The organism is Telluria sp. ZT3P25, assembly GCF_059685895.1.
In genome coordinates this window covers 711,926-724,086 of the sequence record NZ_JCASIJ010000002.1, presented here as the reverse complement: position 1 = coordinate 724,086, position 12,161 = coordinate 711,926, and the positions used below count along the sequence as shown (strand labels likewise).

The following is a 12,161-nucleotide window of genomic DNA, read 5'->3' as shown; positions in this document are numbered from 1 at the left end:
ATCGCTGTGTATAAGCCGACAGGCGCGAAACATATGGATACAAAGTGCGCGGCAGGGGAAATCCCATGGTTACAGTTTTGACCCAGGATGGGTCCTGTGCAGCGAGCGTTTCGGATGCACTTCACCAGACTCTCACACAAAGGACCTACCATGAACACCCTTCGCAAACACCTCGTGATCGCTTTCACCGCTGCCGGCCTGTTCGGCGCCACCGTCGGGGCCCAGGCCCAGAACGCAGCCCCGACCGAGGGTCGCCAGGCATCGACGTTGACGGCTGAACAACGCCTGGCCAAGAAGGCCGAGTGGCAAGCCAAGGCGGGCGAGCGTCACGCAAAGATGGCGCAGAAGCGCGCCGAGCATCAGGCCAGGCTGCAGGCGTCGCTGAATCTGACGGCCCAGCAAAAACCGGCCTGGGATGCATTCGTCGCCAGTCGCACGCCGGCGAAACACGGTGAGCGCGCTGGCCGCGGCGACCGCGCCGCCTGGGCCAGCCTGAGCGCACCGCAGCGTATGGAGAAGCAGATCGCGATGCAGAAAGCGCGCACCGCGCACATGGAATCGCGCCTCACCGCCCTGAACAGCTTCTATGCGGTGCTCACGCCAGAGCAGCGCAAGACGTTCGATGCGCAGGCCCAGCAGCGCAAGGGCGGGCGTCATCATCAGCAGCATCGCGCCAACGCATAATCCATTGCCTCACCTGACGCCGGCGGCCCACGCCGCCGGCGTTCATTTGCCCAGACGTTCCAGCGACGTCGAAAACTTCTCTGCATTCTGGTAGCCAATCACCCGACTATCGGCGATCTCCTTGCCTTGATCGTCAAACAGGATGATGCCCGGCGGCCCGAACAGGCCGAAGCGCTTGAGCATCGCCTTGTCGGCCGCATCGTTGGCCGTCACGTCGACCTGCAGCAGCGCGGTATTGGCCAGCTTGGCCTGTACCTTCGGATCGACGAACGTGAACTTTTCCATTTCCTTGCACGACACGCACCAGTCCGCATAGAAGTCGAGCATGACGGTCTTGCCGGCATTGGCGGCCAGGGCCGCGTCGAGCTGATCCACCGTCTTGATGCGGGTGAACACCAGGCCGTGGTGTTGCGGCGTGCCGCTCAGGTGCGCCAGGGGTGCGAATGCGTCACGCCCGCCGCTGGCTACGCCCACCAGTTGCATGCCGCCCATCAGCGCGAACGCGGCGCCAAAGGCCATCGCGGCCCAATGGCGCGTGTGACGCAGCAGATAAAAGCCGTAGCCCAAGAGCAGCGCGGCCCACAGCAGCATCTGCGCGACCGGCGGGATGACGGGCGAAACCAGCCAGATGGCCATCGCCAGCATCAGGACGCCAAACAAGCGCTTGACCGACTCCATCCAGGCACCCACGCGCGGCAGCAGCGAACCGGCCGACACGCCCACCAACAGCAATGGAATGCTCATGCCCACGGCCATCGAGAACAGTGCCGCGCCGCCCAGGAAGACGTCGCGCGTCTGGCTGATGTAGACGAGCGCGCCGGCCAGTGGGGCCGCCACGCACGGACCGACGATCAGCGCGGAAATGGCGCCCATCGCGAACACGCCGGCCAGCTTGCCGGACTGCTGGCGGTTGGAGACATTGCTCAGACTGGTCTGCAATGCCGATGGCAGTTGTAACTGATAGAAACCAAACATCGACAGCGACATTGCCACGATCAACACGGCAAATGTGCCAAGTACCCAGGGATTCTGCAGCGCTGCGGATAAACCTTCGCCGGCCAGGCCCGCTGCCACGCCCAGCAAGGTGTAGACGATTGCCATGCCCAGCGAATACGTCACCGACAGCAAAAAGCCGCGCGCACGGCTGACGTTCTTGCCCTCGCCCACGATAATCGACGACAAGATCGGCACCATCGGCAGCACGCATGGCGTGAATGCGAGGCCCAGGCCCAGCAGGATGAATGCCGGGATGATGGCCAGCAGGTTGCCGCCGCCGAGGATGCCGGCGATGTTGGAGAGGTCGGATTGTGCTGGTGGTGTCGCTGCGGCTGGCGGGGTGGCGGCTGGCGCGGTCGTCGCGCTCTCGGCCATTGGCGTGGACGACAACGGTGTCGACATGCCGGCCTGCGGCGCTGCGGCGCCGATTGGCAGCGCCGGTGCGGCGGCGCCGCCCTCCCCTGCGCTCAGGCTGGCAGTATGATCCTGCGGCGGGTAGCACAGGCCGGCGTCAGCGCAGCCCTGGCCGGTGGCTGTCAATGTGAACGCGCCGTCGCCCTCGACCGGGATCCGGATCGTCAGTGTTCCCTTGTAGGTTTCCACATCCTTCTCGAACGTCTGGTCGTACTTCACGGTACCCGGCGGAATCGCAGGCGTGCCCAGCTTGACTGCCGGGTTGCTCGACCTGAAGGCGAAGCGCTCGCGGTACATGTAGTACTTCGGCGCAATCGTGTACGTGACTTCGGCCGTCTGCGGATCGGCCATGCGCGCTTCGAATTTGAAGGCGATGGCGGGATCGAGAAATTCCTCGGCGGCGCGGCCAGGCGCAGTGGCAAACAGCGTGAAAAAGGCAAACAGCGTCAGGCAGGCAGCGAGCCAGTGCCGTGCAGGGAATCGGGGCATGGAGGTCGAGTCAGTTGTAATAAGGCACGGGCATGGTACACCGGCTGTCCAGGGCGCGCAGAGGAGGCTCGATCGACAGGCGAAAAAAAACCAGGCCGAAACCTGGTCTTTTCAACGACAGTCGATTACTCGGCGGTCGGTGCTTCTTCTTCCGAAGTCACTTCTGGACGATCCAGCAGTTCGACGTAAGCCATTGGTGCATTGTCGCCAACGCGGAAACCCATCTTCAGGATACGCAGGTAGCCGCCGTTGCGGTTTGCGTAGCGTGGACCCAGCTCAGCGAACAGCTTCAGGACCATTTCGCGGTCGCGCAGGCGAGCGAAGGCCAGGCGCTTGTTTGCCAGGGTGTCGGTCTTGCCCAGGGTCAGGATCGGTTCGATGACGCGACGCAGTTCCTTGGCTTTTGGGACGGTGGTCTTGATGGCTTCATGACGCAGCAACGAAACAGTCATGTTGCGCAGCATTGCCAGACGGTGGGACGAAGTACGATTCAGCTTACGAAGGCCGTGACGGTGACGCATGGTAATTCCTTTCGGGTGTTTTCAATGCCAGTTCTTCGATCGTTCGTGCCCTGTTTTCAGGGCACGTCCGCGGACCGGTTCGGGTTAAATCCGCCTGGACAACGCGTCCGGGCGGGGTGCGACAAAAAACGTGGATTACTTTTCCAGACCGGCAGGTGGCCAGTTCTCGAGCTTCATTCCCAGGGTCAAGCCACGCGAAGCAAGGACTTCCTTGATTTCGTTGAGCGACTTGCGGCCCAGGTTTGGAGTCTTGAGCAGTTCGTTTTCCGAACGCTGGATCAGATCGCCGATGTAGTAGATGTTTTCTGCTTTCAGGCAGTTGGCCGAACGGACGGTCAGTTCCAGGTCGTCGACTGGACGCAGCAGGATCGGATCGACCAGCGGTGCGCGCGATGGCGCTTCCGCGGCGGCTTCGGTGCCTTCCAGGGCAGCAAACACGTTCAGCTGATCAACCAGGACGCGAGCCGACTGGCGGATCGCTTCTTCTGGCGTGATGACGCCGTTCGTTTCGATGTTGATGATCAGCTTGTCCAGGTCGGTACGCTGTTCGACACGGGCCGATTCAACAGCGTACGACACGCGGCGCACTGGCGAGAACGAAGCGTCCAGGATGATGCGGCCGATGGTCTTGTTGGTGTCTTCCGACAGACGGCGGACATTACCTGGCACATAGCCACGGCCTTTTTCGACCTTGATCTGCATGTCCAGCTTGCCACCGGCGGTCAGGTGAGCGATCACGTGATCCGGGTTGACCAGCTCGACGTCGTGCGGCAGGTCGATGTCCGATGCCAGGACTGGGCCTTCGCCTTCCTTTTTCAGGGTCAGGTTGACCGAGTCACGGTTGTGGACTTTGAAGACCACACCCTTCAGGTTCAGCAACAGGTCGACGACGTCTTCCTGAACGCCATCGAGCGACGAGTATTCATGCACGACACCAGCGATCGTCACTTCGGTCGGCGCGTAGCCAACCATCGACGACAGCAGCACGCGACGCAGTGCGTTGCCGAGGGTGTGGCCATAGCCACGCTCGAACGGCTCCATCACGACTTTCGCGTGGCCGGCGCCCAGTGCTTCGACGTCGATGATACGTGGCTTCAACAAACTATTTTGCATGAACGTAGTCCTTTTCAATACCCTCGGCTCGTTACACCGATAAGGCTGATGGCTTGATGGAAAACGCCTGCCGGAGCAGGCGGTAAAACGAATTGGGTTACGACGGTGAGGAGGAAACTTTGATTCCAGAGAATTCGCTGTTCTTTGCAAGTGCCGATCCGGGATCGCTGCGCTTGCACAACCACCACGCCGTTGCCGCGCAGGTGAGACCAGGTTTTGCGGCGTTGCATGCTTAACCTGAATCCCGCCTGCGCGGGCACGATCGTCAGGCGCCGACATTGTCGGCGCCGTCGCGATCGATTAACGCGAGTACAGTTCGACGATCAGCGCTTCGTTGACGTCAGCAGCGATTTCGTTACGCTCTGGGAACGAACGGAAGGTGCCTTCCAGCTTCTTGGCATCGACCGACACCCAGCTTGGGAAACCGATTTGCTCAGCCAGCGACAGGGCTTCAGCGATACGCACTTGCTTCTTGGCTTTTTCGCGCACAGCAACGACGTCGCCGGTCTTGACCTGGTACGAAGCAATGTTCACGACCTGACCGTTGACGGTGAAGGCTTTGTGGCTGACCAGCTGACGTGCTTCAGCGCGGGTCGAACCGAAACCCATGCGGTACGTCACGTTGTCCAGACGCGCTTCCAGCAGCTTCAGCAGCGTTTCGCCGGTGTTACCCTTGCGACGCGAAGCTTCTGCGAAGTAGCGGCGGAACTGACGTTCCAGGATGCCGTACATGCGCTTGACTTTTTGCTTTTCGCGCAGTTGGTTGCCGTAGTCCGAGGTGCGGGCACCCGACTTGACACCGTGCTGGCCTGGCTTGATGTCCAGTTTGCACTTCGAGTCGAGCGAGCGACGTGCGCTCTTGAGGAACAGGTCAGTGCCTTCACGGCGCGACAGTTTTGCTTTTGGTCCGATATAACGTGCCACGTTAGATTCCTTTAATAATTGATCACGCCCCAGAGTGCAGAAGCACCCAGGCGCTAGTCCAGCTCTGGAAAGTCAGCCGGACGTGGCTTGCATCACCCACCGCTAGAGCAGCAGGCGACAAGAGCCGGGCAGTATATCCCATTTACGGGCAACTGCACCGGCTTTTCTTGAAAACACAACGGGGCTATGCGCCCCGAGCATCGATTACCAAGTACATGGGCTGGCGGCAAGCCGCCCTCCCCTGCAACTTAGATACGGCGACGCTTTGGTGGACGGCAACCGTTGTGTGGAACTGGGGTGACGTCCTGGATCTCGGTGATCTTGATGCCGAGGTTGTTCAGTGCGCGCACAGCCGATTCACGGCCTGGGCCTGGGCCCTTGATACGCACTTCCAGATTCTTCACGCCCGATTCCTGAGCGACCTTGCCAGCAGCTTCGGCAGCAACCTGCGCTGCGAACGGGGTCGATTTGCGCGAACCCTTGAAGCCGGCGCCGCCGGAAGTTGCCCACGACAGAGCATTGCCCTGACGATCGGTGATCGTGATGATCGTGTTGTTGAAGGACGCGTGCACGTGGGCGATGCCCTCGGCAACGTTCTTCTTGACTTTCTTGCGGACGCGCGCTGCTGCCGCGCTGCTTTGTTGCTTGGCCATAGTCGGTTCCTAGATTATTTCTTGAGCGATTGAGCTGCCTTACGCGGGCCCTTACGGGTACGCGCATTGGTGCGGGTACGCTGACCGCGGACCGGCAGGCCCTTACGGTGACGCATGCCGCGGTAGCAGCCCAAGTCCATCAGACGCTTGATGTTCATGGACAGTTCGCGGCGAAGATCGCCTTCCACGACAAACTTCGCGACTTCGTCACGCAGCTTCTCGAGTTCGTTATCGTCCAGGTCCTTGACTTTTTTGGTGGTCGCGATACCGGTTGCGTCGCAGATTTTCTGCGAACGCGGACGGCCAACACCGTAGATCGCCGTCAGGCCGATAACAGTGTGCTGATGATTTGGGATGTTAATCCCTGCAATACGTGCCATTCGTTATTCCTCGAAATTAACCTTGACGCTGCTTGTGACGCGGCTCGACGCAGATCACACGGACCACGCCCTTGCGCTTGATGATCTTGCAGTTGCGGCAGATCCGCTTGACTGAAGCGTTAACTTTCATTTTGCACTCTCTTCGGTTCGTTTACTTGATGATGTGTTTTTACTTGGTGCCGAATACGATGCGGGCCCGGGACCTCGATAACGGGGTCAACTTCACCATTACCGGGTCACGCGGGCAGAAGCGAACACGCATTCTACCCGAGATCGACCCCAGGCTCACATTTCGTTTTCCAGCTTCACGCGGAACGTCGCGTTTGGGAGAGTCTTTCGACCCTCCCCTTGCATTCGGATGACATCGTCTTCTGCCATTCGCGCCATGCACCCGACAACTTATCGCGTCGGGACGCCACCCTTGAAGTTCGCCTTGCGCAGCAGTGAATCATATTGCTGCGACATGACGTAGTTCTGTACTTGTGCCATGAAGTCCATCGTCACCACAACGATGATCAGGAGCGACGTGCCACCGAAGTAGAAGGGAACCTTCCACTGGGCGGTCATGAACTCCGGCACCAGGCACACCAGGGTGATGTAGACAGCACCAGCCAGGGTCAGGCGCATCAGGATCTTGTCGATATAGCGAGCGGTCTGATCACCCGGACGGATGCCCGGTACAAACGCGCCACTTTTCTTCAAGTTGTCCGCCGTTTCCTTGCTGTTAAATACCAGCGCGGTATAGAAGAAGCAGAAGAACACGATCGCCACCGCATACAGCAACGCGTGGATTGGTTCGCCCGGCGCCATCGACGCCGCCAGATCCTTCAGGAACCCGATCACCGGGCCGCTGGAATCCTTGCCACGGGTGAACCAGTCGACAATCGTCGCCGGGAACAGAATGATCGACGACGCGAAGATCGGCGGGATCACGCCTGCCATGTTCAGCTTCAAGGGCAGGTGGCTGGTTTGGCCACCGTAGATCTTGTTGCCGACCTGGCGTTTCGCGTAATTAACCAGAATCTTGCGCTGTCCGCGTTCCACGAACACCACCGCATACGTCACCGCAGCGATCAGCAGAACGATCAGGATGGCCGAGAAGCTGCCGATCGAACCGTTTGACACCAGGGTGAACAAGCCACCCAGTGCCGACGGCAAACCTGCTGCGATGCCGGCAAAGATGATGATCGAAATGCCATTGCCAAGACCACGCTCGGTAATTTGCTCGCCCAGCCACATCAGGAACATGGTGCCGGTCAAGAGGGTCACGATGGTGACGAAACGGAAGCCGAGACCGGGGTCAATGACCAGGCCAGGCTGCGCTTCGAGCGCGACAGCGATACCGAACGCCTGGAAGAGTGCCAGCGCAACCGTGAAGTAACGGGTGTACTGGGTGATCTTGCGACGGCCGGACTCGCCCTCTTTCTTCAACGCCTCGAGTTGCGGCGAAACGATCGATGCGAGCTGCATGATGATCGAAGCCGAAATATAAGGCATGATGCCGAGCGCGAACACGGTAAAGCGGGACAAGGCGCCACCCGAGAACATGTTGAACATGCCCAGGATGCCGCCTTCGTTCTGCTTGAACAGCGCAGCGAGCTGCACCGGGTCAATCCCGGGGACCGGAATATGAGCACCGATGCGGTACACGACCAACGCGCCAAGCAAAAACCACAGCCGGGCCCATGGGAATCCGGAAGCGGCGCTTTTACCAAGTTGTGAATTAGTCGCCAATTTTTGCTCCGATCAGGCAGCGATCGCTTTACGCGACCGAGCCGCCAGCTGCTTCGATTGCCGCTTTAGCGCCGGCGCTCACTTTCAGGCCTTTGAGGTTCACCGCTTTGGTGATCTCGCCGGACAGGATGACGCGCACGTCACGTGCCAGAACCGACAGGACGCCAGCCGCTTTGAGCACCAGGATGTCGACTTCGCCGACGGCCAGGTTGTTCAGATCGGACAGACGCACTTCAGCCTTGAACGTTGCGTTCAGCGATTTGAAACCACGCTTTGGCAGACGACGCTGCAGAGGCATTTGACCGCCTTCGAAGCCGACTTTGTGGAAGCCGCCCGAACGCGACTTTTGACCCTTGTGACCACGGCCGGCAGTTTTGCCGATGCCGGAGCCGATACCGCGGCCGACGCGACGCTTGTAGTGCTTGGCGCCGTCAGCTGGTTGAATGGTATTGAGTTCCATTGATTTCTCCGTTCGCAAGCCCGAGGGCTTACGAAACCACTTTCACGAGGTACGATACTTTGTTGATCATGCCACGCACGGACGGGGTGTCTTGCAACTCGGAGACCGAGTTGACGCGACGCAGACCCAGACCGCGCACGGTGGCACGGTGATCCTGACGGGTACCGATCAGGCCCTTGACGAGCTGAACTTTAACGGTGTTAGCCATGTGATTTCCCCTTAACCCAGGATGTCTTCGACCGACTTGCCACGCTTGGCGGCGATGTCGGAAGCAGTGCTCATTTTCGACAGACCGTCGAGAGTAGCGCGCACCAGGTTGTATGGATTCGACGAGCCGGTCGATTTAGCGACCACGTCCGTCACGCCCATCACTTCGAAGATAGCGCGCATTGCGCCACCAGCGATCACGCCGGTACCAGGCTTAGCTGGCATCATCATGACGCGCGAGGCGCCGTGACGACCGGACACGGTGTGGTGCAGCGTACCGTTCTTGAGTGGCACCTTGATCAGGTTGCGGCGGGCTTCTTCCATCGCTTTTTGCACGCCGACTGGAACTTCCTTCGACTTGCCTTTGCCCATGCCGATGCGGCCATCGCCGTCACCGACAACGGTCAGCGCTGCAAAACCCATGATACGACCACCCTTGACCACTTTGGTCACGCGGTTGATCGCGATCATTTTCTCGCGCATGCCATCATCCGGCTTGTCGCTTGCCATTTTCGCTTGCATTTTTGCCATGACGATTCTTCCTTAGAACTTCAGACCGGCTTCACGCGCGGCTTCCGCCAGCGCCTTCACCCGACCGTGGTAACGGAAACCGGAGCGATCGAACGCAACTTCGGTGATTCCTGCTTGCAGTGCTTTTTCTGCGACGCGCTTGCCGACCAGAGCGGCTGCTGCAGCGTTGCCGCCGGCGCCAGTCTGACCTGCCAGCTCGGCGCGCACTTCAGCTTCCAGAGTCGAAGCCGACACCAGTACTTTTGCGTCCGGGCTGATCAGGTTCGCATAGATATGCAGGTTGGTGCGGTGAACCGACAAACGGTTCACGCCCAGCTGCGAGATCTTGATGCGGGTCTGACGTCCACGACGCAGACGTGATTCTTTCTTGTCCATGTCAGCTCCGATTATTTCTTCTTGGTTTCTTTAAGCTTCACCACTTCGTCCGAATAACGGACACCCTTGCCTTTGTAAGGCTCAGGCGAGCGGTAAGCGCGAACTTCAGCGGCAACCTGGCCGACCTTTTGACGATCGATACCCTTGATCAGGATCTCGGTCGGGGTCGGAGTTGCTGCAGTAACGCCTTCTGGCATTGCGTGCAGCACCGGGTGCGAGAAGCCCAGGGACAGGTTCAGGGCGTTGCCCTGCACTGCTGCCTTGTAGCCCACGCCGACCAGGTTCAGCTTCTTCTCGAAGCCCTTGGTCACGCCGGTTACCATGTTGTTGACCAGAGCACGCAGGGTGCCGGACATGGCGTTCGATTCACGCGAATCATCGACTACGTCGAAGGTCAGCGTGCCATTGTTGTTTTCCACTTTGACCAGGCCGTTCAGGGCCTGGGTCAGGGAGCCCAGCGGGCCCTTGACGGTGATCGACGACGCGTTGATCGCGACTTCGGCACCGGCAGGGACGGCGATAGGCATCTTAGCTACTCGAGACATCGTCTACTCCTTAAGCCACGTAGCAAATCACTTCGCCACCGACACCGGTAGCGCGCGCTTTGCGATCAGTCATGACGCCTTGCGGAGTCGACACGATTGCCACGCCCAGGCCGTTCATGACGGTTGGGATCTCGTCTTTACCTTTGTAGATACGCAGGCCTGGACGGGACACGCGCTCAAGGCGCTCGATGACCGGACGGCCAGTGTAATACTTCAAACCGATTTTCAGTTCCGCTTTACCACCTTCGGAGGTGACAGCGAAATCCTCAATGTAACCCTCGTCCTTCAGGACGTTGGCAATGGCAACCTTGACTTTTGACGACGGCATTGCGACCGTGGTTTTCTGAACAACTTGTGCGTTGCGAATGCGGGTCAGCATATCGGCGATAGGATCGCTCATACTCATTGCATATTCTCCTATTACCAGCTTGCTTTGGTCATACCAGGAATTTCGCCCTTCATGGCGAATTCGCGGACTTTGGTACGTGCCAGACCGAATTTACGGAATGTGCCACGTGGACGGCCAGTGATGGCGCAGCGGTTACGCTGACGGGTCGGCGCCGAGTTGCGCGGCAGAGCCTGCAGCTTCAGACGCGCTTCGTAGCGTTCTTCTTCCGTCTTCGACTGGTCGTCGATGATCGCTTTAAGAGCGGCACGCTTCGGGGCGAATTTCTCCACCAGGTCTGCACGCTTCTTTTCGCGGTTAATCAGTGAAAGTTTTGCCATTGCTCTTAGTTCCTGAACGGGAATTTGAAGGCGGCGAGCAGCGCTTTGGCTTCTTCGTCGGTCTTAGCAGTCGTGGTGATCGAGATGTTCATGCCACGCAGTGCATCGATCTTGTCGTAGTCGATCTCTGGGAAGATGATCTGTTCCTTGACACCGATGTTGTAGTTGCCGCGACCATCGAACGATTTACCATTGACACCGCGGAAGTCACGCACGCGCGGCAGAGCCACGGTGATGAAACGGTCCAGGAATTCGTACATGCGGGCGCCGCGCAGGGTCACCATCGTGCCGATCGGGTAGCCTTCGCGGATCTTGAAACCAGCGATTGCCTTGCGTGCCTTGGTGATCACTGGCTTCTGGCCGGCGATCTTCGTCAGGTCGCCAGTGGCGTGCTCGATGATCTTCTTGTCAGCGACTGCTTCCGACAGACCCATGTTCAGGGTGATCTTGGTCAGACGTGGCACTTCCATCACCGACTTGTAACCGAATTTCTCGGTCAGCTCGGCGACGACTTTTTCTTTGTAAATTGCTTGGAGACGGGCCATTTATTCTTACCCCTTCACTACTTCGCCGCTCGACTTGAAGACGCGGACTTTTTTGCCGTCCTGGTCTTTGAAGCCAACGCGATCTGCCTTGCCGGTCGCTGCGTTGAACAGCGCGACATTCGACACGTGAATCGGCATTGTCTTGTCGACGATACCACCAGTAACACCGGTCATCGGGTTAGGCTTGGTCGCTTTTTTAGCGACGTTGACGCCTTCGACGATGACGTGTTCAGCGTCTACACGCTGTTGAACGACACCGCGCTTGCCCTTGTCTTTCCCGGCCAGAACGATGACTTCGTCGTTTTTACGAATCTTATCCATGTCGTATCCTTACAGAACTTCAGGTGCCAGCGACACGATCTTCATGAACTTTTCAGTGCGCAGCTCGCGCGTCACTGGTCCGAAGATACGGGTACCGATTGGCTCCAGCTTGGCGTTCAGCAGGACAGCGGCATTGCCGTCGAACTTGACCAGGGAACCATCCGGGCGACGCACACCTTTTGCGGTGCGCACAACCACGGCATTGTAAATTTCACCTTTTTTGACGCGGCCACGTGGGGCTGCGACTTTAACGGTGACCTTGATGATGTCGCCAATGCTCGCGTAACGGCGCTTCGAGCCGCCCAACACCTTGATGCACAGAACTTCCTTTGCACCCGTGTTGTCGGCTACTTCGAGCCGGCTTTCGGTTTGAATCATAGTATTTTCTTTCCCAACTTAAGCCGAAGAAACCCCACAATCTGTGGGCCTGCGGTCAGTCTTGGTCCCGCCGTAACGCCCCTGCTGGAGCACCACGATTGGGTGATTGGACTTTCCAATAACGCTCTTCGTTACAGGCCGCACTTGCCGAGGGGGACAAACTGC

The 12,161-nt window shown here is 58.9% G+C and carries 19 protein-coding genes and 1 pseudogene; 1 reads left to right on the top strand and 19 read right to left on the bottom strand.

Features of this window, described 5'->3' with window-relative positions:
- The first annotated feature begins 150 nt into the window (after window positions 1-150).
- A complete protein-coding gene (locus tag AC56LY_RS21860; protein ID WP_499583107.1) occupies window positions 151-684 on the top strand; it encodes a Spy/CpxP family protein refolding chaperone in 534 nt (177 codons plus the stop codon).
- Between the two features lie 42 nt (window positions 685-726).
- Here the strand turns inward: AC56LY_RS21860 and dsbD are convergent, their stop codons facing one another.
- The 19 genes and pseudogenes from dsbD to rplN all read right to left on the bottom strand — a co-directional run bounded on the left by dsbD (window position 727) and on the right by rplN (window position 11,996).
- Complete coding sequence (gene dsbD, locus AC56LY_RS21855) at window positions 727-2,583, bottom strand: protein-disulfide reductase DsbD (protein ID WP_499583105.1); 1,857 nt, start codon at window positions 2,581-2,583, stop codon at window positions 727-729.
- A gap of 125 nt (window positions 2,584-2,708) precedes the next feature.
- Window positions 2,709-3,104, bottom strand: coding sequence for a 50S ribosomal protein L17 (gene rplQ, locus AC56LY_RS21850; protein WP_183554222.1), 396 nt, complete (start codon window positions 3,102-3,104; stop codon window positions 2,709-2,711).
- A 135-nt stretch (window positions 3,105-3,239) separates the two neighbouring features.
- Window positions 3,240-4,217 (bottom strand): DNA-directed RNA polymerase subunit alpha, encoded by a 978-nt coding sequence (locus tag AC56LY_RS21845; protein ID WP_332530665.1) that lies wholly within the window; start codon window positions 4,215-4,217, stop codon window positions 3,240-3,242.
- 300 nt (window positions 4,218-4,517) lie between these two features.
- Entirely contained in the window at window positions 4,518-5,141 is a 624-nt protein-coding gene (gene rpsD / locus AC56LY_RS21840) for a 30S ribosomal protein S4 (RefSeq protein WP_183554224.1), read from the bottom strand.
- Between the two features lie 248 nt (window positions 5,142-5,389).
- Window positions 5,390-5,794, bottom strand: coding sequence for a 30S ribosomal protein S11 (gene rpsK, locus AC56LY_RS21835; RefSeq protein WP_005663404.1), 405 nt, complete (start codon window positions 5,792-5,794; stop codon window positions 5,390-5,392).
- 14 nt (window positions 5,795-5,808) lie between these two features.
- Window positions 5,809-6,174 carry a 30S ribosomal protein S13 gene (rpsM, locus tag AC56LY_RS21830; RefSeq protein WP_499583102.1) on the bottom strand — a complete coding sequence of 122 codons (366 nt, stop codon included), beginning with the start codon at window positions 6,172-6,174 and terminating at the stop codon, window positions 5,809-5,811.
- A 16-nt stretch (window positions 6,175-6,190) separates the two neighbouring features.
- On the bottom strand, window positions 6,191-6,304 hold the full coding sequence (gene rpmJ / locus AC56LY_RS21825) for a 50S ribosomal protein L36 (protein WP_005663407.1): 114 nt from the start codon (window positions 6,302-6,304) through the stop codon (window positions 6,191-6,193).
- A 39-nt stretch (window positions 6,305-6,343) separates the two neighbouring features.
- A pseudogene (locus AC56LY_RS21820) lies at window positions 6,344-6,552 on the bottom strand (S1 domain-containing protein).
- A gap of 21 nt (window positions 6,553-6,573) precedes the next feature.
- A complete protein-coding gene (gene secY / locus AC56LY_RS21815) occupies window positions 6,574-7,908 on the bottom strand; it encodes a preprotein translocase subunit SecY (RefSeq protein WP_183554228.1) in 1,335 nt (444 codons plus the stop codon).
- A 28-nt stretch (window positions 7,909-7,936) separates the two neighbouring features.
- Window positions 7,937-8,368, bottom strand: a complete 432-nt coding sequence (gene rplO / locus AC56LY_RS21810) for a 50S ribosomal protein L15 (RefSeq protein WP_183554230.1) — start codon at window positions 8,366-8,368, stop codon at window positions 7,937-7,939.
- A 28-nt stretch (window positions 8,369-8,396) separates the two neighbouring features.
- The gene (rpmD, locus tag AC56LY_RS21805) at window positions 8,397-8,576 is read right to left on the bottom strand and encodes a 50S ribosomal protein L30 (protein WP_123069947.1); all 180 of its coding nucleotides are present in this window, start codon (window positions 8,574-8,576) and stop codon (window positions 8,397-8,399) included.
- An 11-nt stretch (window positions 8,577-8,587) separates the two neighbouring features.
- Complete coding sequence (rpsE, locus tag AC56LY_RS21800) at window positions 8,588-9,106, bottom strand: 30S ribosomal protein S5 (protein WP_183554232.1); 519 nt, start codon at window positions 9,104-9,106, stop codon at window positions 8,588-8,590.
- Window positions 9,107-9,118: 12 nt separating this feature from the next.
- Window positions 9,119-9,481 (bottom strand): 50S ribosomal protein L18, encoded by a 363-nt coding sequence (gene rplR, locus AC56LY_RS21795; RefSeq protein ID WP_258837174.1) that lies wholly within the window; start codon window positions 9,479-9,481, stop codon window positions 9,119-9,121.
- An 11-nt stretch (window positions 9,482-9,492) separates the two neighbouring features.
- Window positions 9,493-10,026: a 50S ribosomal protein L6 gene (gene rplF, locus AC56LY_RS21790; protein ID WP_183554236.1), complete on the bottom strand. Its 534-nt coding sequence runs from the start codon at window positions 10,024-10,026 to the stop codon at window positions 9,493-9,495.
- 10 nt (window positions 10,027-10,036) lie between these two features.
- Window positions 10,037-10,432 (bottom strand): 30S ribosomal protein S8, encoded by a 396-nt coding sequence (gene rpsH / locus AC56LY_RS21785; RefSeq protein WP_183554237.1) that lies wholly within the window; start codon window positions 10,430-10,432, stop codon window positions 10,037-10,039.
- A gap of 14 nt (window positions 10,433-10,446) precedes the next feature.
- Entirely contained in the window at window positions 10,447-10,752 is a 306-nt protein-coding gene (gene rpsN / locus AC56LY_RS21780; protein ID WP_183554238.1) for a 30S ribosomal protein S14, read from the bottom strand.
- A gap of 5 nt (window positions 10,753-10,757) precedes the next feature.
- Window positions 10,758-11,297, bottom strand: a complete 540-nt coding sequence (gene rplE, locus AC56LY_RS21775) for a 50S ribosomal protein L5 (RefSeq protein WP_123069942.1) — start codon at window positions 11,295-11,297, stop codon at window positions 10,758-10,760.
- Between the two features lie 6 nt (window positions 11,298-11,303).
- Window positions 11,304-11,618: a 50S ribosomal protein L24 gene (gene rplX / locus AC56LY_RS21770; protein ID WP_171085179.1), complete on the bottom strand. Its 315-nt coding sequence runs from the start codon at window positions 11,616-11,618 to the stop codon at window positions 11,304-11,306.
- Between the two features lie 9 nt (window positions 11,619-11,627).
- Window positions 11,628-11,996 (bottom strand): 50S ribosomal protein L14, encoded by a 369-nt coding sequence (gene rplN / locus AC56LY_RS21765; protein ID WP_183554239.1) that lies wholly within the window; start codon window positions 11,994-11,996, stop codon window positions 11,628-11,630.
- Between the last annotated feature and the right edge of the window lie 165 nt (window positions 11,997-12,161).

Excerpts from the sequence above, each read along its gene's own strand:
- rplX (WP_171085179.1), bottom strand. The coding sequence starts at position 11,618 with ATGGATAAGATTCGTAAAAACGACGAAGTCATCGTTCTGGCCGGGAAA.
- rpsK (WP_005663404.1), bottom strand. The coding sequence starts at position 5,794 with ATGGCCAAGCAACAAAGCAGCGCGGCAGCAGCGCGCGTCCGCAAGAAA.
- rpsE (WP_183554232.1), bottom strand. The coding sequence starts at position 9,106 with ATGGCAAAAATGCAAGCGAAAATGGCAAGCGACAAGCCGGATGATGGC.
- rplF (WP_183554236.1), bottom strand. The coding sequence starts at position 10,026 with ATGTCTCGAGTAGCTAAGATGCCTATCGCCGTCCCTGCCGGTGCCGAA.
- rpmJ (WP_005663407.1), bottom strand. The coding sequence starts at position 6,304 with ATGAAAGTTAACGCTTCAGTCAAGCGGATCTGCCGCAACTGCAAGATC.
- dsbD (WP_499583105.1), bottom strand. The coding sequence starts at position 2,583 with ATGCCCCGATTCCCTGCACGGCACTGGCTCGCTGCCTGCCTGACGCTG.
- rplN (WP_183554239.1), bottom strand. The coding sequence starts at position 11,996 with ATGATTCAAACCGAAAGCCGGCTCGAAGTAGCCGACAACACGGGTGCA.
- rpsM (WP_499583102.1), bottom strand. The coding sequence starts at position 6,174 with ATGGCACGTATTGCAGGGATTAACATCCCAAATCATCAGCACACTGTT.
- rpsN (WP_183554238.1), bottom strand. The coding sequence starts at position 10,752 with ATGGCAAAACTTTCACTGATTAACCGCGAAAAGAAGCGTGCAGACCTG.
- rpsH (WP_183554237.1), bottom strand. The coding sequence starts at position 10,432 with ATGAGTATGAGCGATCCTATCGCCGATATGCTGACCCGCATTCGCAAC.
- rplE (WP_123069942.1), bottom strand. The coding sequence starts at position 11,297 with ATGGCCCGTCTCCAAGCAATTTACAAAGAAAAAGTCGTCGCCGAGCTG.
- rplO (WP_183554230.1), bottom strand. The coding sequence starts at position 8,368 with ATGGAACTCAATACCATTCAACCAGCTGACGGCGCCAAGCACTACAAG.
- AC56LY_RS21860 (WP_499583107.1), top strand. The coding sequence starts at position 151 with ATGAACACCCTTCGCAAACACCTCGTGATCGCTTTCACCGCTGCCGGC.
- rpmD (WP_123069947.1), bottom strand. The coding sequence starts at position 8,576 with ATGGCTAACACCGTTAAAGTTCAGCTCGTCAAGGGCCTGATCGGTACC.
- rplQ (WP_183554222.1), bottom strand. The coding sequence starts at position 3,104 with ATGCGTCACCGTCACGGCCTTCGTAAGCTGAATCGTACTTCGTCCCAC.
- rplR (WP_258837174.1), bottom strand. The coding sequence starts at position 9,481 with ATGGACAAGAAAGAATCACGTCTGCGTCGTGGACGTCAGACCCGCATC.
- AC56LY_RS21845 (WP_332530665.1), bottom strand. The coding sequence starts at position 4,217 with ATGCAAAATAGTTTGTTGAAGCCACGTATCATCGACGTCGAAGCACTG.